The following is a 23759-nucleotide window of genomic DNA, read 5'->3' as shown; positions in this document are numbered from 1 at the left end:
TCAGGCCAACTGGCCGAGGATCAGTACGGCACCCACGAGAGCGGCACCGCCAACCATCATCAGTGCGTACGAGCGGACGTAACCGGTCTGCAGGCGGCGGAGCTGGGTGGACAGCCCACCGACTGTCGCCGCCGTACCGTTGACCAGTCCGTCGACGCCCTTCTCGTCGATCGTGGCGATGCCACGGGCCATACCCATCGTCGGCCCGACCACCATCACGTCGTTGATCGCGTCGCCGTAGAGGTCGGCCCGGGCGGCCCGCTCCAGCGCGTTGCCCGAGGGGGCGTAGGTGGGCACGTCCTGACCGCGGCCGAACACCAACCAGCCGAGCAGGACCCCGAGCGCGACGGCGACCAGGGTGGCGATGCCGATCGGGGAGATGAACCCCTCGTACCAGGCCCCCGCATGCGCCTCGTGACCGCCGACAGCCGGCGCCAGCCAGTGTCCGATGAACCCGTTCAGGGCGAAGCCGCCGATCACCGACAACACGGCCAGGATGACCAGCGGAACGGTCATCACCGCCGGCGACTCGTGCGGGTGCCGCTCGACGAACCCGTGCGGGTTGTCCTCCGTGGGCTGCACCCAGCGCCGCTTGCCGCCGAAGGTCATGATCATCATCCGGGTCATGTAGTAGGCGGTGACCAGGGTGCCGATCAGCGCACAGACCCCGACCACGGTGTTGAAGTGGAATGCGGCGGTGATGATGTGGTCCTTGGAGAAGGAGCCGGAGAACCCCGGTACGCCGATGATCGCCAGGTAGCCCATCGCGAAGGTCAGGAAGGTGACCTTCATGAACTTCGACAGCCCGCCGTAGTTGCGCATGTTCACGTCGTCGGACATTCCGTGCATCACCGACCCGGCCCCCAGGAACATGTTCGCCTTGAAGAAGCCGTGGGTGATCAGGTGGAAGATGGCGAAGGCGTACGCCTCCGGCCCGATCCCGGCGGCCAGCATCATGTAGCCGATCTGCGACATGGTCGAACCGGCCAGCGCCTTCTTGATGTCGTCCTTGGAGGTACCGATCCAGGCGCCGGCGAGCAGGGTGACCGTGCCGACGATGACCACCGCCATCGCCGCGACCGGGGTCTCGGCATAGATCGCGTGGCTCCGGGTGACCAGATAGACACCGGCGGTGACCATCGTGGCGGCGTGGATCAGCGCCGACACCGGGGTCGGGCCCTCCATCGCGTCCAGCAGCCAGGACTGCAGTGGCACCTGGGCCGACTTGCCGCAGGCGGCGAGCAGCAGGAAGAGCCCGATCGCGGTGGCGGTCGCCCCGCCGGAGCCGAACAGCGTGCCCTGCGCCCCGGCCAGGCCGTGCGCGCCCTCGTTCACCTGGGCGAAGGTGACCGAGCCGAAGGTGGCGAACATGGTCATCATCGCCAGCGCCATGCCGATGTCACCGACCCGGTTGACCACGAACGCCTTCTTGGCGGCGGCGGCCGCCGACGGCTTGTGCTGCCAGAAACCGATCAGCAGATAGGACGCCAGGCCGACCCCCTCCCAGCCGATGAACAGCACCAGGTAGTTGTCGGCGAGCACCAGCAGCAGCATCGCGGCGACGAACAGGTTGAGGAAGGCGAAGAAGCGCCGGCGCCGCTCGTCGTGGGCCATGTAGCCGATCGAATAGACGTGGATCAGGAACCCGACGCCGGTGATCAGCAGCACGAACAGGATGGACAGCGAGTCGACCAGCAACCCGAGCTCGACGTGCCAGGGGCCGACGCCGATCCACTCGTAGAGCTTGGCGTTCACCGAGCGCTTGCCCTCGTCGAGGAACATCTCGGCGAACAGGCAGGCGCCGATCGCGAAGGACCAGAAGGTCGCGGCGCAACCGAGCAGGTGGCCCCACTTGTCGCCGGCCCGGCCGATCAGCAGCAGGATCGCCGCCGAGACCAGCGGGACCGCGATCATCGTCCAGGCCAGGTTGAACATCCCGGTCGGGGCGACGGTGTTGACGGTGGTTTCCAGAAGATTCACGCTCGGCACCTCAGAACTTCAGCAGGTTCGCGTCGTCGACCGAGGCCGAGCGGCGGGTCCGGAAGATGGCCACGATGATCGCCAGGCCGACCACGACCTCGGCGGCGGCCACCACCATCACGAAGAACGAGGCGACCTGGCCGTGCAGGTTGCCGTGCACCCGCGAAAAGGTGACCAGGGCGAGGTTGCACGCGTTCAGCATCAGCTCGACCGACATGAACGCGACGATCGCGTTGCGGCGCACCATGAAACCGACCGTGCCGATTGTGAACAGGATCGCCGACAGGATCAGGTAGTGGTCGGGGTTCATGCGTCCTTCCCCTCTGCGCGGCGCTGCGGCTCGGCACCGTTCTCGTTGGCCTCGCCCTCGTGGTGCTCAGCCTCGGCGCGCGCGGCGGCCCGCTCGGCCGCGCGGGCCGACAGGGTCTGGCGTACGCCGCGGGCGGCGGTCTGGCTGTCATCGGCACCGGTGCCCAGGGCCGGCTTGTCGGAGCCGCCCTGGTCGGTGAGCGCGGCCACGGTGGAGCGGGTCGCATCGGCCAGCCGCGGACCGTCGACAACGGTGCCGCGGGCGAGCATGGTCTTCGGCACCGAGCTGGGCGCGGCCGAACCGTCGGGCAGCAGCGCCGGGATGTCCACGGCGTTGTGCCGGGCGTACACGCCGGGGGTGGGCAGCGGGCCGGGGTGCTCGCCCTCCTCGGCATAGCGGCGCATCCGCTGGGAGGCGCGCACCTTCTGGGTGGCCTTCTTGCCGATCCGTTCGCGGTGCGCGAGCACCATCGCGCCGAGCGCGGCGGTGATCAGCAGCGCCGAGGTGGCCTCGAAAATCAGCACGTAGCGGCGGAAGATCAGGTCGGCGAGGGCGGGCACGTTGCCCTCCGGCTCGGCCCGCTCCAGCCCGACCGGGTTGCCGATCACGGCGTTTCCGACGGTCAGCACCAGCAGTACGCCGAGGGCGAGGGCGGCGATGATCGCCGACACACGCTGCCCGCGCAGGGTCTCCACCAGCGAGTCGCTGGTGTCGACGCCGACCAGCATCAGCACGAACAGGAACAGCATCAAGATGGCGCCGGTATAGACGATGATCTGCACCGCGAACAGGAAGGGCGCGTCCTGGGCGGCGTACTGGATGGCCAGGCAGATCATCACCGTGGCCAGGCACAGGGCGGAGTGCACCGGCTTGCGCGCCAGCACCATGCCCAGCGCGGCCAGCACCATCACCGGTGCCAGCAACCAGAACGCGACCGACGCGGCGGCGGCCGATACCTGCAGGGCGATCACTTGCCTTCTCCTGACTGGGTGGTGCCGTGGTGCCCGCCGGACTGCACGTCGGCGTGCGACGGCGGGGTCGGCGTACCCGTGCGGGTGTCCGGCATCCCCGAGGACGGCAGACCGAGGAAGTAGTCCTTCTCGTTGTCGCCGAGCAGGCGCGGGTGCGGCGGCTGCTCCATGCCGGGCAGCAGCGGGGCGAGCAGCTGCTGCTTCTCGTAGATCATCTTCTCGCGGGTGAAGTCGGCCAGCTCGAACTCGTTGGTCATCGTCAGCGCCCGGGTCGGGCAGGCCTCGATGCACAGCCCGCACAGGATGCAGCGCAGATAGTTGATCTGATAGACGCGGCCGTAGCGCTCACCGGGTGAGAAGTTCTCCCCGTCGACGTTGCTGGCACCCTCGACATAGATCGCGTCGGCCGGGCAGGCCCAGGCGCACAGCTCGCAGCCGACGCACTTCTCCAGCCCGTCGGGCCAGCGGTTCAGCTGGTGCCGGCCATGGAACCGCGGTGCGGTGATCTTCGGCTTCACCGGATAGTCCTCGGTGAACGTCTTGCGGAACATGGTTCGGAAGGTGACTCCGAACCCGGCCCACTGGTCGAAGAAACCCATCAGGAATCAGCTCCCTCTGCGTCGGTTGTGCCGGTCGCGTCGGCGTCGTTCCGGACTGTGGTGGATCCCCCACCGGTAGTGGCCCGCGGGCGGTTGCCGACCCGGGAGCCGGTCACCTCACCCTCGACCAGACCGGCCTGCTCCGGAAGCTGCTGCCCGGCCAGCGGCGGAACGGGGTAGCCGCCAGCGAACGGGTCGAACGGACCCTCGTCGAGTTCGTCCGCCTCCTCTGCGGCCTCCCGTTCCTCGCGGTTGGCGACCACCAGCCACCAGGTGACCAGGGTGACCACGAACAGCCCCACGCTCCAGGCCACCGGCAGCAGGAAACCGCTCTCGGCACCGGAACGGGCGTTCATGATGGTGCGCACGATCGCCACGGCGAGCAGCCAGAGCAGCGAGACCGGGATCAGCACCTTCCAGCCGAGCGCCATGAACTGGTCGTAACGCATCCGGGGCAGCGTGCCGCGCAGCCAGATGAACAGGAAGATGAACAGGATCACCTTGAGGGTGAACCAGATCAGCCCGAACCAGCCGCGATCCAGGAAGGTGCCCTGCAGCGGCCACGGGGCGTGCCAGCCGCCGAGGAACAGGGTGGTGGCGATCGCGGCGACGTTGACCATGTTGATGTATTCGGCGAGGAAGAACATCGCGAACCGGAAGCCGGAATATTCGGTGTGGAAGCCGCCGACCAGCTCCGACTCGGCCTCGGGCAGGTCGAAGGGGGCGCGGTTGGTCTCGCCGACCATCGAGATCACATAGATCACGAACGACGGCAGCAGCATCGCCCAGAACCAGCCCTGCAACGGCACCGAGCCGCTGCCGAAGATGCTCAGCGGCTGGGCCTGCGCCTCGACGATCTTCGAGGTGGACATCGACCCGGCGTACATGAACACGGTGACGAAGCTGAGGCCCATCGCGATCTCGTAGGAGATCATCTGGGCGCTGGAGCGCAGGCCGCCGAGCAGCGAATAGGTCGAGCCGGAGGACCAGCCGGCGAGCACGATGCCATAGATGCCGACCGAGGCGAGCGCCAGCACGACCAGCACCGACACCGGCAGGTCGGTCAGCTGCAGGGTGGTGCGTACGCCGAACATGGTGACCTCGCCACCCAGCGGGATCATCGCCAGGATTGAGAAGGCGGGGATCGCGACCAGGTAGGGCGCCAGGTTGAAGACGAACTTCTCGGCCGCGACCGGGCGGAAGTCCTCCTTCACCATCAGCTTCACGCCGTCGGCGAGCGACTGCAGCGAACCGAACGGACCGTTCATCGTCGGGCCGGTGCGGTGCTGCATCTTCGCCACGACCTTGCGCTCGAAGACAATGTTGAACAGCGTGAACAGCAGCAGGAAGACCAGCACCCCGACTGCCTTGATGCAGGTGATCCACCACGGATCAGCGAAAACCATCGGCGTCATGCGTCTGTCCCCTCCACGCTGGCTGAGCCGTCCACGCTGGCTGAGCCTGTCGAAGCCACCTCGACCCGGACCAGGTCACCGGACTGCGCACCGAGCTGGGTGCCGATCCCGACTCCGGGCGCGTTGGTCGGCAGCCACACCACCTGGTCGATCACGTGCGCGTCGACCTGCAGCGGCAGCACCACCGAGCCGCCCTCGCGGGAGACCCGGACCGGCGTACCGTCGGCCACGTCACCGGCCATCGCCGGGTTCATCCGCACCACGGCCCGGCGGGCGGTCGCCTGCAGCTCCTTCTCCCCGTCGATCCCGCGCGAGGCGTCGATCAGCTGACGCCAGGAGGCGAGCACGGCCTCACCGGCACCGGGCAGCAGCAGCTCGGCCGGCTGCTCGTCCGGGGCGTCGGCGCGCTGGCCCTCCCACTCGGCAAACTCGGCCAGCTCGGCCTTCGCCTGCTCGGCGGTGCGTACGCCGAGGTCGGCCCCGAGCGCGTCGGCCAGTGCGGCCAGCACCCGCAGGTCGCTCATCACGTGCTGCGCCCCCAGATACTGGGTGACCGGACGCTCCCGGCCCTCCCAGTTAAGGAAGGTGCCGCTGCGCTCCTCGATCAGCGAGACCGGGAACACCACGTCGGCCCGCTCGGTCACCTCGGAGTGCCGGGTCTCCAGGCTGATCACGAAGCCGGCCTCCTCGAAGCCGGCCAGCGCGGCCGACGGGAACCGGAAGTCGGCCGGCTCCACGCCACCGACGATCAGCGCGTCCAGGTTGCCCTGGGTCGCCGCGGCCAGGATCGCGTCGGCGTCCAGACCGGGTTCGCTCGGTACGCCCTCGACGCCCCACACCGTCTGGGCGTCCACCCGGGCAGCGGGGTCGGTGACCAGGCGGCCACCGGGCAGCAGGTTGGGCAGGCAGCCGGCCTCGATCGCGCCGCGGTCACCGGCCCGGCGGGGCACCCACGCCAGCTTGGCACCGGTGCGCTGCACCAGCTCCAGGGCGGCGGTGAGCGTCCCCAGGGACTGGGCGGCGCGCTCGCCGACCAGCACCACCGAGTTCTCGTCCAGCGGCAGGTCGAGCTGGCGCAGCACCTGTCCCTCGGTGCCGGGCACGGCCTGGATCAGATCGGCGCCCAGCTTGGTCGACCCGTAGGACAGCGCGGCGCCGACGGTGGACACCTTCAGCTTGTTCTTGCGGACCGCTTTGCGCAGTCGCAGGAACACGATCGGGGACTCGTCCTCGGGCTCGAAGCACACCAGCAGGGCGTGGTTCGCGCGCTCCAGGTCGGCGTACGTCGTCTGCTGGCCGGTGCCGGCGACGGCGTGTGCCAGGAAGCCGCCCTCCTCGAGGGTGTGCGGCCGGGAGCGGAAGTCGACGTTGTTGGTGCCGAGCACCGCGCGGGCGAATTTCGCGTAACCGTAGGAATCCTCGAGGGTGAGTCGACCACCGGACAGTACGCCCAGGTTCGCGCCGGGCGTACCGGTGTTGCGGTCGACCGCGGCGAGGATGCCGGCGGCGGCGGCGTCGATCGCCTCGGCCCAGGAGGCCGGACGCAGCTCCTCGCCGTGGCGGACCAGCGGCTGGGTGATCCGGTCGTCACCGCGACCCGACACGAACCCGAAGCGGCCCTTGTCGCAGTTCCACTCCTCGTTCACCTCCGGGGAGTCACCGGCCAGGCGGCGCATCACCACGCCGCGGCGGTGGTCCACCCGCAGCTCGCAGCCGGAGGCGCAGTGCTCGCAGCTGGAGGGGGTGGACACCAGGTCGAACGGCCGCGACCGGAACCGGTACGCCGCAGAGGTGAGCGCGCCGACCGGGCAGATCTGGATGGTGTTGCCGGAGAAATAGGAGTCGAACGGCTCCTTCTCATAGATGCCGACCTGCTGCAGCGCGCCGCGCTCGACCAGCGCGATGAACGGGTCACCGGCGATCTGCTGGCTGAACCGGGTGCAGCGGGCGCACAGCACGCACCGCTCACGGTCCAGCAGCACCTCGGCGGAGATGTTGATCGGCTTCGGGAAGGTGCGCTTCACGCCCTCATAGCGGGACTCGCCGTGTCCGTGCGACATGGACTGGTTCTGCAGCGGGCACTCGCCGCCCTTGTCGCAGATCGGGCAGTCGAGCGGGTGGTTCATCAGCAGGAACTCGAGCATCCCCTCCTGGGCCTTCTCGGCCACCGGGGAGGTCACCTGGGTCTTGATCACCATGCCGGGGGCGACCTCGAGGGTGCACGACGCCTGCGGCTTGGGCATGCCGCGGCCGTTTCCGGCGTCGGGCACCTCGACCAGGCACTGGCGGCAGGCGCCGACCGGGTCGAGCAGCGGGTGGTCACAGAACCGCGGGATGGCGACGCCGATCATCTCGGCGGCGCGGATGGCGAGGGTCCCCTTGGGCACCGACACCTCGACGTCGTCGACGGTGAGGGTGATCAGGTCGTCCCGCTTCGCCACGTCTCCCGCGGAGCTCTTGTCGGTCACGGTCATCAGTGGGCTCCCACATTGGTCGCGGTGTGCAGCGGAGCGGCGTCGAACAGGGCGCTCTTCTCGTAGGGGAACAGTTCCCAGGCGGCGGTGTGCATCCCCTGCTCGAACTCGTTACGGAAGTACTGCACCGCCGAGGTGACGCAGGCGACCGCACCGTCGGCCAGCGCGCAGAACGAGCGGCCGCCGATGTTGTCGCACAGGTCGAGCAGCTTCTCGATGTCCCCCTCCATCCCGTGACCGGCTTCGAGGCGCATCAGGATCTGGGTGAGCCACCAGGACCCCTCCCGGCACGGGGTGCACTTGCCGCAGGACTCGTGCTTGTAGAACTCGACCCAGCGCAGCGTGGTGCGCACCACCGAGGTGGTCTCGTCGAAGCACTGCAACGCCTTGGTGCCGAGCATCGACTTGGCGCCGGCCATCCCCTCATAGTCCAGGGGCAGGTTCCGGTGCTCCTCCGAACCGGTCAGGATCGGGGTGGACGAGCCGCCGGGGGTCCAGAACTTCAGCTGGTGGCCCGCGCGCATGCCTCCGGACAGGTCGAGCAGCTGCTGCAGGGTGATCCCCATCGGCGCCTCGAACTGGCCGGGGTTGGCGACGTGACCCGACAGCGAATAGAGGGTCATCCCCTTCGACTTCTCGGTGCCCATCGCCGAGAACCAGTCCTTGCCGTTGGCGATGATGCACGGCACCGAGGCGATCGACTCGACGTTGTTGATCACCGTCGGGGAGGCGTACAGGCCGGCGACCGCGGGGAACGGCGGACGCAGCCGCGGCTGCCCGCGGCGTCCCTCCAGCGAGTCCAGCAGCGCAGTCTCCTCACCACAGATGTACGCCCCAGCGCCCGAGTGCACCACGACCTCCAGGTCGTAGCCCTTGCCCAGGATGTTCTTTCCGAGATAGCCGGCCGAGTACGCCTCGCGGACGGCCTGCTGCAGCCGACGGGCCACGTGCAGCACCTCACCACGGACGTAGATGAAGGCGTACGAGGCGCCGATCGCGAAAGATGAGATGGCCACCCCCTCGACCAGCGTGTGCGGGCTGGCCAGCATCAGCGGGATGTCCTTGCAGGTGCCGGGCTCGGACTCGTCGGCGTTGACCACCAGATATTTCGGGTTCGGGTTGTCCTTGGGGATGAACGACCACTTCATGCCCGTCGGGAAGCCCGCACCGCCCCGGCCGCGCAGGCCGGAATCCTTGACGAGGCTGACGATGTCGGCCGGTGCCAGGTCCAGCGCGCGGCGCAGCGCGTCATAGCCACCGCGGCGTTCGTAGTTGGACAGCTTCCAGGCGCGGTCGTCGGCCCAGTTGTCCGACAGCACCGGGGTCAGCAGGTCGATGCTCACTTGTCACCCTCCTCGGCCCGGGGTTGCGGCAGGTTGTTCGGGTCGGGCGCACGCCAGCCGCGCTGGCGGGCGATCTCCAACCCCAGCAGGGATTCCGGCCCGGCGGTCGGCCCCTCGTCGGCCAGCCCGTCGGGGAAGCCGGCGAGCACGCGCTCGGCCTCGCGCCAGCTGGTGATGGTGGCGCCACGGTCGGCGCGCACGGTCTCGTCGGCGATCAGGGCGTCGACGACCTCGATCGCCCGCTGCGGGGTCACGTTGTCGAAGAACTCCCAGTTGACCATCATCACCGGCGCGAAGTCGCAGGCCGCGTTGCACTCCAGGTGCTCCAGGGTGATCTGCCCGTCGGGGGTGGTCTCGTCGTTGCCGACGCCCAGGTGCTGCTGCAGCGCGGCCAGCACGTGGTCCCCACCCATCACCGCGCACAGGGCGGTGGTGCAGACCCCGACGTGGTGCCTGCCGACCGGCTTGCGCTTGTACATGGTGTAGAAGGTGGCCACACCGGACACCTCGGCGGGGGTGATGCCGAGCACCTCGGCGCACACCTCCACCCCGCGCGGGCTGACCCGGCCGTCGACCGATTGGACCAGGTGCAGCGCCGGCAGCAGCGCCGAGCGCGGCTGCGGATAGCGGGCCGCGATCTGGCGGATCTCCTCGACCGTCTGCTCGGTGATGTTGCTCTGCTCGTTGTCGAAGTCGATGCCGCCCGAGCGGTCGAAGTGGCTCTTGAAACCGCTCACCGGTCCACGCCTCCCATCACGGGGTCGATGGAGGCGACGGCCACCACGACGTCGGAGATCAGCGACCCCTCGCACAGCGCGGGCACCGCCTGCAGGTTGTTGAAGCTGGGGTCGCGGAAGTGCGCCCGCCACGGCCGCGTGCCGCCGTCGGAGACCAGGTGCGCCCCGATCTCCCCCTTGGGCGACTCGATCGGCACGTACGCCTGACCCGGCGGCACGCGGAAGCCCTCGGTGACCAGCTTGAAGTGGTGGATCAGCGCCTCCATGGACTGGCCCATGATGTGCTTGATGTGCTCGTTGGAGTTGCCCATCCCGTCGGAGCCGATGGACAGCTGCGCCGGCCAGGCGATCTTCGGGTCGGCCACCATCACCGGGGCGCCCTCCATCTTCTCCAGCCGCTCGATGCACTGCTCGACGATGTGCAGGCTCTGCCACATCTCGGCCTGGCGTACCAGGAACTTGCCGAGGGCGTCGCAGGTGTCCTCGGTGGGCACGTCGAAGTCATAGGACTCGTAGTCCCAGTAGGGCTGCTGCTTGCGCAGGTCGAAGTCGTGGCCGGTGGAGCGCAGCATCGGCCCGGTGATCCCGAGCGCCAGGCAGGCGGAGGCGTCGAGATGTCCGACCCCCTTCATGCGGCCCAGGAAGATCGGGTTGGCGTTGCAGAACTGCTTGTATTCCGGCAGGTGCTTCTTCAACCAGGCAACGGTTTCCTTGACCTTGTCGAGCTCCTTGTGGCCGACATCGTTGGCCACCCCGCCGGGCCGGAAATAGGCGTGGTTCATCCGCAGGCCGGTGATCGCCTCGAACGCGTCGAGGATCATCTCGCGGTCCCGGAAGCCGATCGTCATCACCGTCAGCGCGCCGATCTCCATGCCGCCGGTGCCGATGCAGACCAGGTGCGACCCGATTCGGTTCAACTCCATCAGCATCACCCGGATGACCTTCGCCTTCTCGGGCAGGTCACCCTCGATGTCGAGCAGCCGCTCGATCGAGGCGACGTAGGCCGCCTCCTGGAAGAACGGGGTCAGATAGTCCATCCGGGTGCAGAACGTGGTGCCCTGGGTCCAGGTGCGATATTCCATGTTCTTCTCGATACCGGTGTGCAGATAGCCGATCCCGCAGCGGGCGGTCTGGATCGTCTCGCCCTCCATCTCCAGGATCAGCCGGAGCACACCGTGGGTGGACGGATGCTGCGGGCCCATGTTGACCACCAGCAGCTCGTCACCGCGCTCGGCCTGGGCGGAGACGATCTGGTCCCAGTCCTGACCGGAGGCGGTATAGACGGTGCCCTCGGTCTCCTCGCCCGGTGCCCCGTAGTGGTCGGGCTGGTCGTCGACCGAGTGCTCCGGCGGACGCATCTCGTGCACATCGTGCTGGGTGCTCATCAGTAGCTCCTGCGCTGGTCGGGAGGGGGGATCGTGGCGCCCTTGTACTCCACCGGTACGCCGCCGAGCGGGTAGTCCTTGCGCTGCGGGTGGCCGGGCCAGTCGTCCGGCATCAGGATCCGGGTCAGGGCGGGGTGACCGTCGAAGATCAGCCCGAACATGTCCCAGGTCTCGCGCTCGTGCCAGTCGGCGGCCGGATAGGTCGGCACCACCGACGGCAGGTGCGGGTGCTGCTCGGAGCAGGACGCCTCCAGCCGAAGCCGACGGTTGTGGGTCAGCGACTGCAGGTGATAGACGGCGTGCAACTCGTTGCCGGTGTCGGCCGGATAGTGCACCCCCGATACCGAGGCGCAGTGCTCGAACCGCAGCCGGGCGTCATCGCGCAGGGCGCGGGCCAGGGCCGGCAGCAGCTCCGGTTCGACATAGAGGGTCAGCTCGCCGCGATGCACCACGACCTCACGAACGGAGTTGGGCACCAGTTCGGCGATCCGGTCTACCACCTCGTCGAACCAGCCGCCGTAGGGGCGGCTGCTGGCCCCGGGGCGCTCGATCCGGCGTACCAGTCGGCCGTAGCCGGAGGTGTCGCCGGAGCCGCCGGTGCCGAACATGCCGTGGCGTACCTCGACCTGCTGACCGCCGGCGATGCCCTCCTGCTCGACCTGGTTGCTGGCGGGGGCGTCCCCCTGCTCGGCACCCGGGGACCCGTGCGGATCCGGGCGCTCGCCCTCGGGCCTGTTGTCGCTCATCGCAGCAGCCCCTTCAGCTCGTGGGTGGCCGGCGCCTCGAGGGCGGCCTGCTCCTGCTCGGCGATCTCGGCGATCTCGTGGGCGCCCATCTTGGTGTGCGCGACCTTCTGCTTCTTCAGCTTGAACATGGCGTCGATCAGCATCTCCGGGCGCGGCGGGCAGCCCGGCACATAGATGTCGACCGGGACGATGTGATCCACGCCCTGCACCACCGCGTAGTTGTTGAACATGCCACCGGAGGAGGCGCACACGCCCATCGCCAGCACCCACTTCGGGTTCGGCATCTGGTCATAGATCTCGCGCACGATCGGCGCCATCTTCTGGCTCACCCGGCCGGCGACGATCATCAGGTCCGCCTGCCGCGGCGAGGGGCGGAAGACCTCCTGACCCCAGCGCGAGGCGTCGTAGCGCGGCGCACCGTAGGTCATCATCTCGATCGCGCAGCACGCCAGCCCGAAGGTGACCGGCCAGAACGACGCCTGTCGCATCCAGCCGACCAGGCCCTCGACCGTGGTCAGCGCGATGCCCGCGGGAAGCTTGTCCTCAAGTCCACCAGCCATGCTATTTCTCCTCGCTTCGCTCGGAACGGGGGGACGACCCCCTGCGACCCCCGCGATCGCTCTGCTCGCCCAAGGTGCTCATTCGCTCCACTCCAGACCACCGCGCTGGATCACGTACCAGAAGGCGAGGAACACGGTGTCGATGAACAGGATCATGATCACCAGGCCCCACCAGCCCATCCGGTCGAAGGTGATCGCCCACGGATAGAGGAACACGATCTCGATGTCGAACACGATGAACAGCATCGCGGTGATGTAGTACTTCACCGGAAACCGGCCGCCGCCGATCGGCTGCGGGGTGGGTTGGATGCCGCACTCGTAGGAGTCGTACTTCGCCCGGTTGTAGCGCTGCGGGCCGATCTGCATGGTCACGACCAGACCGCCGGCCACGAACAGTGCCGCCAGGATCAGCATGACCACCAGCGGCAGATAGGCGTCACTCACCGTTTCGTCCCTTCTCCACGTCGATCGACCTCATGCCGACGGTGCCAGCCGCGACAGCGTGTTGATCGTCTTGTCCATCGCATCGCCATCGTTGCTGTCGGTCAAGTTCGCCAGCAATTTCAGCGTGAACTTCATCAGGGTGCGCCGCGGCAGACCATATTTCGTGCACAGCTTCATCACCTCGGGGTGACCGATCAGCTTCACGAAGACTCCGCCGAGTCGGTAGTACCCGCCCAGCTCGGCCTGCAGACGCTTCGGGTACGCCTGCAGCGCCCGTTCGGCGGTGGCGGTGCCGACACCGCGGTAGTGCGCCTCGGCCATCGCGTCGGCGGCGTACTCGGCGGCCTCCATGGCGTAGGCGATGCCCTCGCCGTTGAACGGGTTGACCATCCCGCCGGAGTCGCCGACCAGCAGCAGGCCGCGGTCGTAGTGCGGGACCCGGTTGAACCCCATCGGCAGCGCGGCACCGCGGATCTCGCAGGTGCGGTTCTCCTCGCGGAAGCCCCACTCGGCCGGGGTGTTGTCGAGCCAGCGCTTCATCAGCTCGCGATAGTCGGTGGAGCCGAACGCGCTGGAGGTGTTCAGGATGCCCAGGCCGATGTTGCAGGTGCCGTCACCCATGCCGAACACCCAGCCGTAGCCGGGCAGCAGATTGGATTCGCCGGGCCTGCCGTCCCACAGCTCCAGCCAGGACTCCATGTAGTCGTCGTCGTGGCGCGGGCTCTCGTAGTAGGCGCGGACGGCGACGCCCATCGGCCGGTCGTCGCGCTTGGTACGCCCCATGGCCAGGGAGAGCCGGGTCGAGTTGCCGTCGGCGGCGACCACCAGCGGGGCGCGGAACTCGCGGCCGTCCTTGCTGCGGACGCCGACGATGCGGTCGGTGCGCTCGTCCAGGATCGGTTGCGTGACGTTGGCGGCCTCGAACAGGCGGGCGCCGGAGGCGACCGCGTTGCGGGCCAGCAGGTCGTCGAAGTCGGCGCGCGGGCGGACCAGCCCGTAGTTCGGGAAGTCGGCCAGGTCGGGCCAGTCGAACACGAACGGCTCCTCGCGGCCGGCATAGACGCGCAGGCCGCGGTTGTGCAGCCAGCCGTTGGCCTCGGAGGTGTCGATGCCGAGCCGGATCAGCTGGCGGGTCGCACGCGGGGTGAGCCCGTCGCCGCACACCTTCTCGCGGGGGAACGTCGACTTCTCCAGCAGCGCCACCGACAGGCCACGCCGGGCCAGGTGGGTTGCGGTGGCCGAGCCGGCCGGTCCCGCGCCGACGACCACCACATCCGCCTCGACGTATGCGTCCTGGCCGGGGGAAGCCACCCCATCCGGGGTCTGCGACATTCCATCTCCTGAACTCGCCACCTACCCGTCGCGATCGACGGCGGGCTCGTGAAAACAATCACGATCGGCGTCAGTCTAGGGCAGGGTGCACCGGTTGATCCAAACGACCCGACCGTTCGGAAACTCCTGCCCCGCAAGAAAATAACGAACAAATAACGCAACGCCGGCATGATGATTTTCCGGCGGAGCGCGCAATCCGACACGGCACTTAGACTGCGAGAGTGACAGTGCCCCACCAGGTCTCCCCTCCCCGCTCTGCTCGCCGCCCCCCACTGCGGGCCCGCACCATCTCCATCGCCGATCCCGGTGACCTGGCTGCGCTGCTGCCCGGCGAGACGGATCTGGCGTGGATCCGGCGCGGCGACGGTCTGGTCGCCACGGGAGTGGTGGAGCGTCAGGAGTTCGACTGCATCGCCGATGCCGACGAGTGGTGGGGGGCGTACGCCTCGCAGATCGAGCACGAGTCGGAGCTGCCGGGCCTCAGCGGCACCGGCCCGGTGGCGTTCGGCTCGTTCACCTTCGACGCCGATCACACGGCCAGCCGAGCGGTGCTGCTGGTCCCGCAGTTCGTCGTCGGCCGCCGCGACGGGCTGTGCTGGCTGACCCGGGTCGGTGAGGGTCCGATGCCGGAGCCGGGCTGGGCGCCGAAGCCGCAGCGCCCGCCGACCTCACCGGGGTTGATCCGCTATTCCGACGGGGCGATGTCGGGGCCGGTGTGGGAGTCGGTGGTGTCCGAGGCGGTACGCCGGATCCGCGCCGGCGAGGTGGACAAGGTGGTGCTGGCCCGCGACCTGCTGGCGCAGGCCGAGCGCGCGATCGATCCGCGCTGGTTGGTCACCCGGTTGGCGCGGGACTACCAGCGCTGCTGGACCTATCTGGTTGACGACCTGGTCGGCGCCTCGCCGGAGATGCTGGTCCGCCGTCAGGACGGTCTGGTCACCTCCCGGGTGCTCGCCGGGACGATCCAGCGAACCAGCGACGCCGACGAGGACCGGGCCCTGGCCGCCCACCTGTCGCACAGCAGCAAGGACCTCAGCGAGCACGAATACGCCGTCACCTCGGTGGCCCGGGCGCTGGCGGCGTACTGCTCGGGGATGAACGTGCCGGACGCCCCCTATGTGCTGGAGCTGCCGAACGTCTTCCACCTGGCCACCGACGTCACCGCGGTCGCCCGGCCAGGGGCTTCGTCGCTGGCGCTGGCCGCGGCCCTGCATCCGACTGCGGCGGTCTGCGGTACGCCGACCGGCACCGCGCGTCAACTGATCCGCGAACTCGAGGGGCTCGACCGGGGCCGCTATTCCGGTCCGGTCGGCTGGGTGGACGCCCAAGGGGACGGCGAGTGGGCGATCGCGCTGCGCTGCGGTCGCCTGGACGGCGCCAACGCCCAGCTGTACGCCGGCTGCGGGATCGTCGCCGACTCCGATCCGGAGGCGGAGCTGGCCGAGTCGATGGCCAAGCTGGTCCCGATGCGCGACGCCCTGGAGGGCTGAGCGCGACTCAATCCCGCGCCAGCGCCCGCTCCAGATCGGTCCACAGGTCCTCGACGTCCTCGAGGCCGACGGACAGGCGTACCAGTGATTGCGGCACTCCGGGCGGCTCCGAGGGGATCCGGCGGCGCCGCTCCAGCAGCGACTCGACACCGCCCAGACTGGTTGCCGGGATCCACAGCCGCACCGCCCGGGTGAGCGCATCGGCGGAGGCCTGGTCGGCGAGTTCGATCGCCACCATCGCACCGAACCCGCGCATCGTGCGGGTGGCGACCTCGTGCCCGGGATCGCTCTCCAACCCCGGATAGCGGACCCGGCGTACCGCCGGATGCCCGGCCAGTCGCCCGGCCAGCACCGCCGCGCTCTGCTGGGCCCGATCGAGCCGGACCGCCAGGGTGCGTACGCCGCGCAGCGCCAGCCACGCCTCGAACGGCCCGGGGATGCCGCCGGTGAGGGTGCGATGGCTGCGGATCGCCTCCAGCAACCCGGCATCGCGGGTGACCAGTACGCCGAGCAGCACGTCGGAGTGGCCGGCCAGATATTTGGTCGCCGAGTGCAGCACCACGTCCGCGCCCGCGGCGAGCGGGTTCTGCAGCAGCGGGGTGGCGAAGGTGTTGTCCACCGACACCCGCACCCCGGCCGCCCGGGCCGCCGCGCAGATCGCCGGAAGGTCGGCCACCTCGAGCAGCGGGTTGGTCGGCGACTCCAGGTGCAGCCAGTCCACCTCGCCGAGCACGGCCCGCACCGCGGCCAGGTCCGCGACGTCGACCGTGCTCAGCACGAGGTCGCCGCGTTCGGCCCGCTGCTGCGCCAGTGCCAGCATCGTGTTGTAGCTGGTGGCGCCGATCGCCAGCCGGGCCCCGCGCGGGATCAGCTCCAGCAGGGCGGTGCCGGCGGCCATCCCGGAGGCGAAGGACACCGCCCCGTCCGCGGCCCCCTCCAGCCCGCCGACGACGGCCTCGAGCCCGGCCCAGGTGGCGTTGTGGTTGCGCCCATAGAGCGGCAGCTGCGGGTCGATGTCGCCCGGCTGGAGGTAGGTGCTGGACAGCTCGATCCCGGGCCCGACTGGACTACCCGGCGTACGCTCCGGGCGTCCGCCGACCACGGCGAGGGTTTCGGGTGCCAGCTGCGCGAAGTCGTCGGCCATGCCGGCATTGCATCACTGGTGGGTGGGTCCGTGCACCTCGAGGTGCAGCCGCTCCATGTCGGCGTCCAACCGGGCGGCGGTCTCGGCGGCGTCGTGGAGCCCGGCGAGCAGTTCGCCGGGCACCTCGCGCTCATACTTGTAGTAGATCTTGTGCTCCAGGCTGGCCCAGAAGTCCATCGCGATGGTGCGGAACTGCACCTCGACCGGTACGTGCACCACCTCGGTGGAGAAGAACACCGGGATCTGCACGATCACGTGCAGGCTGCGATACCCGTTGGGTTTGGGGTGGGCGATGTAGTCCTTGCGCCGCAGCACGGTCACGTCGGGCTGGTTGCACAGCATCTCGGCGACCTCATAGACGTCGCGGACGAAGGAGCAGACGACGCGTACGCCGGCAATGTCGGTGATCTGTTCGCGCAGGGCCTCCAGGTGCGGCGGGCAGCTCAACCGGCGCGCCTTGGCGAGCACCGATTCCGGCTTCTTGAGTCGGCTGGCGACGTGCTCGATCGGGTTGTATTCGTGCACGTGCTGGAATTCCTGCTCGAGGATCCGCAGCTTGGTGCTGACCTCCTCGATCCCGGACTGATAGCCGAGCAGGAACCTCCCGAGCCGCTCCCGCTCGGTGAGCAACCGCTCGAGCAACAGGTCGTCGAGCACCCGATCGGGTTGGGTCAGCTCATCGCTCAGCACCTCTGCCATGAGATCGATGGTACGAGCCGACTGGTCATCGCGCCGGGGGTTGACTCAGTCGGCACCGCAGCGCAGGAACAGCGCGATCAGCAGCGCACCGGGGTCGAGCACCCCTCGTCCGGCCTCACCGACATAGCTGCCCCGGCCCCGGCCGGCGACCAGCTCGGCGGTCCCGCGTGCGGCCTGCTCGGCCGCGTCGGCGGCGGCGCGGATGGAGTGTCCACGGTCCTGGCCCTGGTCGGCGGCCGACCTCGCTGCGGCGACCGCGGGCAGCATCGCGTCCACCATCGTCTTGTCCCCGGCCTCGGCCCCGCCCAGCTCCTGGACGCGTCGGGTGGCCAGCTCGAGCGCCTCGGCGAAGGCGGCGGCGTCCCCGGAGATCCCGGGTGCGAGCGTACGCAGCCACAGCGCGAGCAGCGGTCCGGAGGTGCCGCCGGTGGCGGCGTACGCCCGGGAGAGCGCGACCACCGCCGAGCCCGCGTCCTCGGCGTACTCGTCGCTGAAGCGGTTCAGCGCCGTGCGCAGGTTGGCGCCGAAGTCGCCGTCGCCGGCCCGGCGGTCCAGCTCACCGAGCTCGTCGGCCCGTTCGCCGGCCCCTGCCACGAAGCGCTCCACCCACTCGGCCGCGGCACGGTCCGCGGCCTCGTCGGTCGCTGGCTGGGTCGTCCCCCAGGTCACCCCGAAGGTGCGCGGCTCCGGCGCCGGTACGCCGCTGAGGCGCGTTCCGCGCCAGTGCGGGGTGTCCACCTCGGCGTCCCACAGCTCGAGCAGTTCGTCGTCGAGCAGCAGCACGGTCAGGGAGAACCCGCGCATGTCCAGCGAGGTGACCAGGTCGTCCACCACCACCCGCGCCACCTCGGCACCCCGGCGAGCCAGCTCCGCCAGCGCGTGCCCGGCGGCGGCCGACAACTCGAGCGGGGTCGTGCCACCGAGCCCGTTCACCACGAGCAGCACGCGGCCGCCGAGCGGGTTGCCGGCGTGTTCGAGGTCGCCGGCCAGGGTGTCCAGCAGGCGCGTCACAAGCTCGGGCAGCGGCTGATCATCGATCCGGTCGGTCCCCCGCTCACCGTGGATGCCGACCCCGAACTCGACCTCGTTGGAGGCCAGCTCGAACGAGTGGCGGTCGGTGAAGTTGGAGCCGGCGGTGACGGCGACCCCGACGCTGCGGGAGCGGTCGACCACGCGGCGGCCCAGTGCGGCCAGCTCGGCGAGCGGGCGGGCCTGCTCGGCGGCGGCACCGCAGATCTTCTCCACCAGCACGGTGGCCACGGTGCCGCGGCGTCCCGGCGTGCTGCCGCGCTCGGCCGAGGGCACGTCGTCGTCCACCACGACCGCCTCGACGTCGATGCCGAGGGCGCGGCACTCGTCGGCGGCGAGCGCGAAGTTGATCACGTCGCCGGTGTAGTTCTTCACGATCTGCAGCACGCCTCGACCGCGGTCGGTGCCGATCATCGCCAGCTTCAGCTGGTCGGCCGACGGGCTGGAGAACACCTCCCCCGGGACGGCGGCGTCGAGCATCCCGCGCCCGACGAACCCGGCGTGCAGCGGCTCGTGGCCGGAGCCGCCACCGGAGACCAGCGCCACTTTCTCGCTGGCCGGCTGGGCGCGGACCACGAACCGGGGATCCTCGTGCAGGCTGACCAGATCGGCGTGCACCGCGCAGAATCCGCGCAGCCCGTCCTCGACCGCCTCGTTGCCAGATCGGACGAGGTGCCGGGTCATCGGGCCGCGCCCGCCTCGGCGCCGGCGCGCAGCGCCCGAAGCACCGCGGGTGGGGTGTCGGAGTGCACGGTGCAGCCGGGACCCAGGATGAGCCGATCCGCCGCCTGCTGACGGACCGCGGCGATGTTCTCCGCGACCAGCGACGGCGGCCAGTAGAGGCTGGCCACCTCGTCCAGGCCCGCCAGCGGCACGCGGTCACTCGCGGCCACCTCGGCGACACTGGGTCGGGTCTGGTTGTTCGACCAGGAGAGCACCTCGGCCGGATAGTCGGCGACCAGTTCCGGCGCCAGGTCATAACCGTGCACGTGGATCACCCGGGTCAGCCCCTCGGCGGCCGTCAGCACCTGTCGGTCGAAGGGGGCAACCCAGTCGGTGAACTCCTGCGCGCTGATCCCCCAGCCGGTGGCGTCGTGCGAGGCGCCGTTGATCGACAGGAAGAGCCCCTCCACGCCGGCTTCCTTCAACGCGGCAACGTATTCCACGAGCCGGTCGGTGACCTGTCCGAGCACCATCCGAGCAAGCTCGGGATCGGCCTGGAACTGCGGCACCACGGTCTGGCCGAGGCAGCGGATCACGGTCTGCAGCGGGGAGAACATGGTGTCCAGTCGGGGTGCCTCCGGTGCCTGCTCACCGATCAGGCGCAGCACCTCGAGCTGGCGGGCGAAGCCCGGGTAGGTCAGATCGGCGGCTCCGACACCGCGCAGGTAGTCCGCCGAGGGTGCCTCGTCCAGGCCGTCGGGGGTGGCGAGCCGGTAGTCGTTCATCACCTTGACGTAGTCCCAGTCATACTCGCGATAGAACCGGACGTGGGCGGTCGCCGAGTCCGCCGGTTCCCACAGGGCACTCCCGAAGTGGATCCAGCAGCCGACCGGCGGACGGTCCGCCTGTTCCCCCGCGATGACCGCATCGAACCGTTCCCGCTTGTCCATCAGGCACCTCCCAGGTACGCCTCGCGCACCTTCTCGTTGTTCCTCAACTCCGCAGCCGGGCCGCTGAGCACCACTTCACCCGAGGCCAGTATGTAGCCCCGGTCGGCCAGCTCAAGGCTACGGTTCGCGCTCTGCTCGACGATGAGCATGGTCGTCCCCGCCCTCTTCCAGCGCTCCAGCAGGTCATAGACCGTGTCGACGAAGGCAGGCGACAGACCCATCGACGGTTCGTCGATGCAGATCAACCGCGGGTGCTGCACCAGCGCACGCGCCATCGCCACCATCTGCTGCTCGCCACCCGAAAGGGTCCCGGCCAGCTGGCTCATCCGTTCCCGGACCCGGGGGAAGTCGGCGGTCGCCTCCTCGATCCGCGCAGCCTGCTCCTTCGCGGAGAGCTGCCGGCGCAGGGCGTACAGGCCCATCCGCAGGTTCTCCTCGACCGTCATCTCCCCGAACAGCCGACGGCTCTCCGGGATCGAGGCGACCCCGCGGCCGATCACGTCGGGGGTGGAGCAGCCTGACAGGTCCTCACCGTCGAGCAGCACTCGGCCGTTGCGCGGTTTCACCAGCTGCAGCACCGACTTGATCGTCGTCGACTTGCCCGAGGCGTTCCCGCCGAGCACGGCCACGACCTCCCCGGCCTCGACGGACAGGTCGACCCGGTGCAGCGCCTGGATCGGCCCGTAGAACACGTCGATCTGCTGCAGCTCCAGCAGGGCCATCAGTTGCCCTTTCCCGAGGTGCCCAGATATGCCTCGATCACCAACGGGTCGGAGAGCGCCTGATCCGGCGTACCATCGGCGATCACCCGACCGGCATCCATCACCACCACCCGGTCGGACAGGTCACGCACCACGTTCATCTTGTGCTCGACGAAGACCATGGTCAGGTGTTGTGATCGCAGCCCGGCCAGGATCTGCGCCAACTCGGCGGTCTCGGTCGGGTTCATCCCCGCGGTCGGTTCGTCCAGCAGCAGCACCCGCGGCCGGGACGCCAGCACGCGGGCGATCTCGAGCCGGCGCCGGTTGGCATAGGACAGCGAGTACGCCAGCTGGTTGCGGCGCGGCAGCAACCGGTCACCGAACAGGGCCAGGGTCTCGGCGCAGATCTCCTCGGCGTGGCGGTGCAGTCGGCGGCCCCCGGGCAACCGGAACACCGAGGAGGCGATGTCGCTCCAGCCACCGACCGCACCCAGGCCCCGATGCTGGTATCGGGCGCCGTGATAGGCGCCGATCATCACCGAGTCCCACACGGTCAGCCCGGGGAACACTCGCGCGGTCTGGAAGGTGCGGGCGATGCCCAGCGCGAACCGACGGTCCGGGCTGAGTCGAGTCAGGTCCCGGTCGGCCAGACTGATCCGGCCCGACTCCGGGCGCAACACCCCGCTGAGCAGCTGCACCAGGGTCGACTTTCCTGCTCCGTTCGGCCCCACGACCGCGGTGGTCGCTCCACCAGCGAAGGTGAGCGAGACGTCGTCACAGGCGCGGACGCCGCCGAAGCTACGGGTCAGCCCCTGGACCTCAAGCATCGGCCTTCGCCTCCTGCACGTGCTCCTCCCCGGTGCTTCGGGTCTGATGCACCTCCCGCGCGGCATCGGAGCGGCGACCGAGACTGATCAGTCCACCGGGGACGTACTTGACCAGGACCAGCAGCACCACGCCATAGATGATCATCCGATAGTCGGCCACCTCGCGCAGCACCTCCGGCAGCAGCGTGAGCAGGGTGGCGCCCAGGATTGCCCCGGTCGGCGAGATCACCCCGCCGACCAGCACCATCGTGAGCAGCAGGAAGGAGGTCTGGATCCGGAAGGAGTCGGGTGAGATGTAGAGCTGCTGATAGGCGAACATCATTCCGGCCAGGGCGGTGATCAGACCGGTCACCGCATAGCTGGCCAGCAGGTAGCGCCGGACCGGAACCCCGGACGACTCCGCGGCCAATCGGTCCTCGCGGATGGCGCGCAGGTTGATCCCGACCTGGCCCCGGTCGAAGAGTCCATAGACCGCCAGCGCGAGCAGCAGCACCCCGATGCACAGCGCCGCAACCACGACGACCAACGACGGTTCGTGACCGCCGAGCAGCAGCACCTTCGGGAAGCTGATCCCCGGGATTCCCAACGGGCCACGGGTCAGCGGCATCGCGTTCAGGAAGATCAGGTAGCCGATCTGACCCAGGGCCAGCGTGGCCAAGGAGACCGTGTGGTCACCCAGGTTGAGCACCGGCAACCCGAACAGCGCTCCTCCGATCAGGCCGCCGACCGCAACCGCGAGCAGCGTCAGCTCGAAGGGCCAGCCGGCGTCGATGGTGATCCGGGCGGCGGCGTACGCCCCCACCCCCATCAGCGCCGCATGACCGACACTGACCTGACCGCTGATCCCGGTGAGCAGGGTCAAACCGACCGCGGCGATGGCGAAGATCGCGACCTGGGCCAATACACCGACCCAGTAGGTGCTGGGCAGCAACAGCGCGGCCAGCAGCAGCGCGCCGGTCGCGATGAACGCCCAGCGCAGCTTGAGGTGGCGCGCCGACATGATCGTGACCGGCTCACCGTTGCCGTTGGCCAGCGGCGAGGTGGTCGGGATCGCACCGGCGCCGCGGGCGCCGCCGAGCCCGGCCAGGGACCGGCTGCCGAGCAGCCCGCGGGGCCGGAACAGCAGGATCAGCAGCAGCAGCGCGAAGGCGACCATGTCGCGGTATTCGGCGCCCAGATAGGCAGACGAGAGGGATTCCAGCACCCCGATCACCAGCCCGCCGAGCACCGCGCCGCCGAGGCTGGTCACCCCGCCGAGCATGGCGGCGCAGAATCCCTTCAGCCCGAACGGCAGCCCCATCGCCGGTGAGATCTGCTGAAAGTACATGCCGACGAGGATTCCGCCGACCGCTCCGACCAGTCCGGAGATGGCGAACGCGGCAAGTTTGGCCGACCTGGTGTGCACTCCCATCTGCAGGGCGGCCGCCGGATCCTGTGCCGAGGCGCGGATTGCGCGACCGAGCCAACTCTTCTTCAGGAACAGCGCCAGCCCGCCCATGAACAGCAACCCGACCACGAGGATGGTCAGGTCGGTCAGGCTGAGATAGATACCCCCGAGTTGCAGGTTCTGGCCACCCAGCGGATTCGGAAACGGCATCGGGTCCGGGGACCAGATCAGCGTCACGGCCTGATCGATGATGAACGACAGGGCCAGGGTCGACAGCAGGGGCGCGATCTCGGCGGCGTCACCAAGCCACTCGACGGCGACCAGTTCGAGCAGCCAGGCGAGCAGGACCGCACTGACCACGGCGACCAGAAAGGCGACCGCCAGCGGCGCGCCGGCTGCCACGCAGGCGTACGCCGCGTAGGCGCTCAGCATCACCTGGGATCCCTGGGCGAAGTTGACCACCTTGGCGACACCGAAGACGATCACGAAGCCGAGCGCGATCACGGCGTACACGTTGCCGATCGCGATCCCGTTGACGACCTGGGAGAGAAATTCGAGCACGTTGCTCCTTGG

General features: G+C 69.3%; 20 protein-coding genes and 1 pseudogene. 1 reads left to right on the top strand and 20 read right to left on the bottom strand.

The genetic code is table 11. The features are described 5' to 3' along the window. The 13 genes and pseudogenes from nuoL to CGZ93_RS15400 all read right to left on the bottom strand — a co-directional run bounded on the left by nuoL (position 1) and on the right by CGZ93_RS15400 (position 14296). On the bottom strand, positions 1 to 1935 hold the full coding sequence (gene nuoL / locus CGZ93_RS15460) for an NADH-quinone oxidoreductase subunit L (RefSeq protein ID WP_094365116.1): 1935 nt from the start codon (positions 1933 to 1935) through the stop codon (positions 1 to 3). A gap of 55 nt (positions 1936 to 1990) precedes the next feature. Then, positions 1991 to 2290: an NADH-quinone oxidoreductase subunit NuoK gene (gene nuoK / locus CGZ93_RS15455; RefSeq protein ID WP_094365049.1), complete on the bottom strand. Its 300-nt coding sequence runs from the start codon at positions 2288 to 2290 to the stop codon at positions 1991 to 1993. Positions 2291 to 2484: 194 nt separating this feature from the next. Continuing rightward, positions 2485 to 3261: pseudogene (locus tag CGZ93_RS15450) on the bottom strand (NADH-quinone oxidoreductase subunit J); the annotation flags it as partial. After that, entirely contained in the window at positions 3258 to 3860 is a 603-nt protein-coding gene (gene nuoI, locus CGZ93_RS15445; protein WP_094365047.1) for an NADH-quinone oxidoreductase subunit NuoI, read from the bottom strand. The gene nuoI and the pseudogene CGZ93_RS15450, both read right to left, overlap by 4 nt. Continuing rightward, positions 3860 to 5275, bottom strand: a complete 1416-nt coding sequence (gene nuoH, locus CGZ93_RS15440) for an NADH-quinone oxidoreductase subunit NuoH (protein WP_094365046.1) — start codon at positions 5273 to 5275, stop codon at positions 3860 to 3862. The genes nuoI and nuoH overlap by 1 nt, the downstream gene beginning before the upstream one ends. After that, positions 5272 to 7749, bottom strand: coding sequence for an NADH-quinone oxidoreductase subunit G (locus CGZ93_RS15435; protein WP_094365045.1), 2478 nt, complete (start codon positions 7747 to 7749; stop codon positions 5272 to 5274). The genes nuoH and CGZ93_RS15435 overlap by 4 nt, the downstream gene beginning before the upstream one ends. Then, positions 7749 to 9092, bottom strand: coding sequence for an NADH-quinone oxidoreductase subunit NuoF (nuoF, locus tag CGZ93_RS15430; protein WP_229117506.1), 1344 nt, complete (start codon positions 9090 to 9092; stop codon positions 7749 to 7751). The genes CGZ93_RS15435 and nuoF overlap by 1 nt, the downstream gene beginning before the upstream one ends. Further along, on the bottom strand, positions 9089 to 9829 hold the full coding sequence (nuoE, locus tag CGZ93_RS15425) for an NADH-quinone oxidoreductase subunit NuoE (RefSeq protein WP_094365044.1): 741 nt from the start codon (positions 9827 to 9829) through the stop codon (positions 9089 to 9091). The genes nuoF and nuoE overlap by 4 nt, the downstream gene beginning before the upstream one ends. Continuing rightward, positions 9826 to 11187, bottom strand: a complete 1362-nt coding sequence (locus CGZ93_RS15420) for an NADH-quinone oxidoreductase subunit D (protein WP_212753215.1) — start codon at positions 11185 to 11187, stop codon at positions 9826 to 9828. Before CGZ93_RS15420 ends, nuoE begins: the two co-directional genes overlap by 4 nt. A gap of 26 nt (positions 11188 to 11213) precedes the next feature. Continuing rightward, on the bottom strand, positions 11214 to 11960 hold the full coding sequence (locus CGZ93_RS15415; protein ID WP_094365042.1) for an NADH-quinone oxidoreductase subunit C: 747 nt from the start codon (positions 11958 to 11960) through the stop codon (positions 11214 to 11216). Further along, a complete protein-coding gene (locus tag CGZ93_RS15410) occupies positions 11957 to 12520 on the bottom strand; it encodes a NuoB/complex I 20 kDa subunit family protein (RefSeq protein ID WP_094365041.1) in 564 nt (187 codons plus the stop codon). The genes CGZ93_RS15415 and CGZ93_RS15410 overlap by 4 nt, the downstream gene beginning before the upstream one ends. 78 nt (positions 12521 to 12598) lie before the next feature. Beyond that, complete coding sequence (locus CGZ93_RS15405; protein ID WP_267489744.1) at positions 12599 to 12964, bottom strand: NADH-quinone oxidoreductase subunit A; 366 nt, start codon at positions 12962 to 12964, stop codon at positions 12599 to 12601. Positions 12965 to 12994: 30 nt separating this feature from the next. Beyond that, complete coding sequence (locus tag CGZ93_RS15400; protein ID WP_094365040.1) at positions 12995 to 14296, bottom strand: geranylgeranyl reductase family protein; 1302 nt, start codon at positions 14294 to 14296, stop codon at positions 12995 to 12997. 221 nt (positions 14297 to 14517) lie between these two features. Here CGZ93_RS15400 and CGZ93_RS15395 point away from each other — a divergent pair, with 221 nt between their 5' ends. Continuing rightward, entirely contained in the window at positions 14518 to 15786 is a 1269-nt protein-coding gene (locus CGZ93_RS15395; RefSeq protein WP_229117505.1) for an isochorismate synthase, read from the top strand. 7 nt (positions 15787 to 15793) lie between these two features. Here CGZ93_RS15395 and CGZ93_RS15390 read toward each other — a convergent pair whose 3' ends face one another. The 7 genes from CGZ93_RS15390 to CGZ93_RS15360 are packed head-to-tail and all read right to left on the bottom strand — an operon-like array spanning position 15794 to position 23747. Then, entirely contained in the window at positions 15794 to 16930 is a 1137-nt protein-coding gene (locus CGZ93_RS15390; RefSeq protein ID WP_094365038.1) for a trans-sulfuration enzyme family protein, read from the bottom strand. A gap of 12 nt (positions 16931 to 16942) precedes the next feature. Next, complete coding sequence (locus tag CGZ93_RS15385) at positions 16943 to 17629, bottom strand: GTP pyrophosphokinase (protein ID WP_094365037.1); 687 nt, start codon at positions 17627 to 17629, stop codon at positions 16943 to 16945. Between the two features lie 45 nt (positions 17630 to 17674). Then, entirely contained in the window at positions 17675 to 19342 is a 1668-nt protein-coding gene (locus CGZ93_RS15380) for a dihydroxyacetone kinase family protein (protein ID WP_094365036.1), read from the bottom strand. Then, positions 19339 to 20271, bottom strand: a complete 933-nt coding sequence (locus tag CGZ93_RS15375) for a uroporphyrinogen decarboxylase family protein (RefSeq protein ID WP_094365035.1) — start codon at positions 20269 to 20271, stop codon at positions 19339 to 19341. Before CGZ93_RS15375 ends, CGZ93_RS15380 begins: the two co-directional genes overlap by 4 nt. Next, entirely contained in the window at positions 20271 to 20993 is a 723-nt protein-coding gene (locus CGZ93_RS15370; protein ID WP_094365034.1) for an ABC transporter ATP-binding protein, read from the bottom strand. Before CGZ93_RS15370 ends, CGZ93_RS15375 begins: the two co-directional genes overlap by 1 nt. Next, the gene (locus CGZ93_RS15365; protein ID WP_094365033.1) at positions 20993 to 21799 is read right to left on the bottom strand and encodes an ABC transporter ATP-binding protein; all 807 of its coding nucleotides are present in this window, start codon (positions 21797 to 21799) and stop codon (positions 20993 to 20995) included. Before CGZ93_RS15365 ends, CGZ93_RS15370 begins: the two co-directional genes overlap by 1 nt. After that, positions 21792 to 23747: an ABC transporter permease gene (locus CGZ93_RS15360; protein ID WP_094365032.1), complete on the bottom strand. Its 1956-nt coding sequence runs from the start codon at positions 23745 to 23747 to the stop codon at positions 21792 to 21794. Before CGZ93_RS15360 ends, CGZ93_RS15365 begins: the two co-directional genes overlap by 8 nt. Positions 23748 to 23759: the final 12 nt, after the last annotated feature.

Source organism: Enemella dayhoffiae (assembly GCF_002250625.1).
GTDB lineage: Bacteria > Actinomycetota > Actinomycetes > Propionibacteriales > Propionibacteriaceae > Enemella > Enemella dayhoffiae.
The sequence above is the reverse complement of the archived record's forward strand: the minus strand, read 5'-3'. Positions and strand labels throughout refer to the sequence as shown.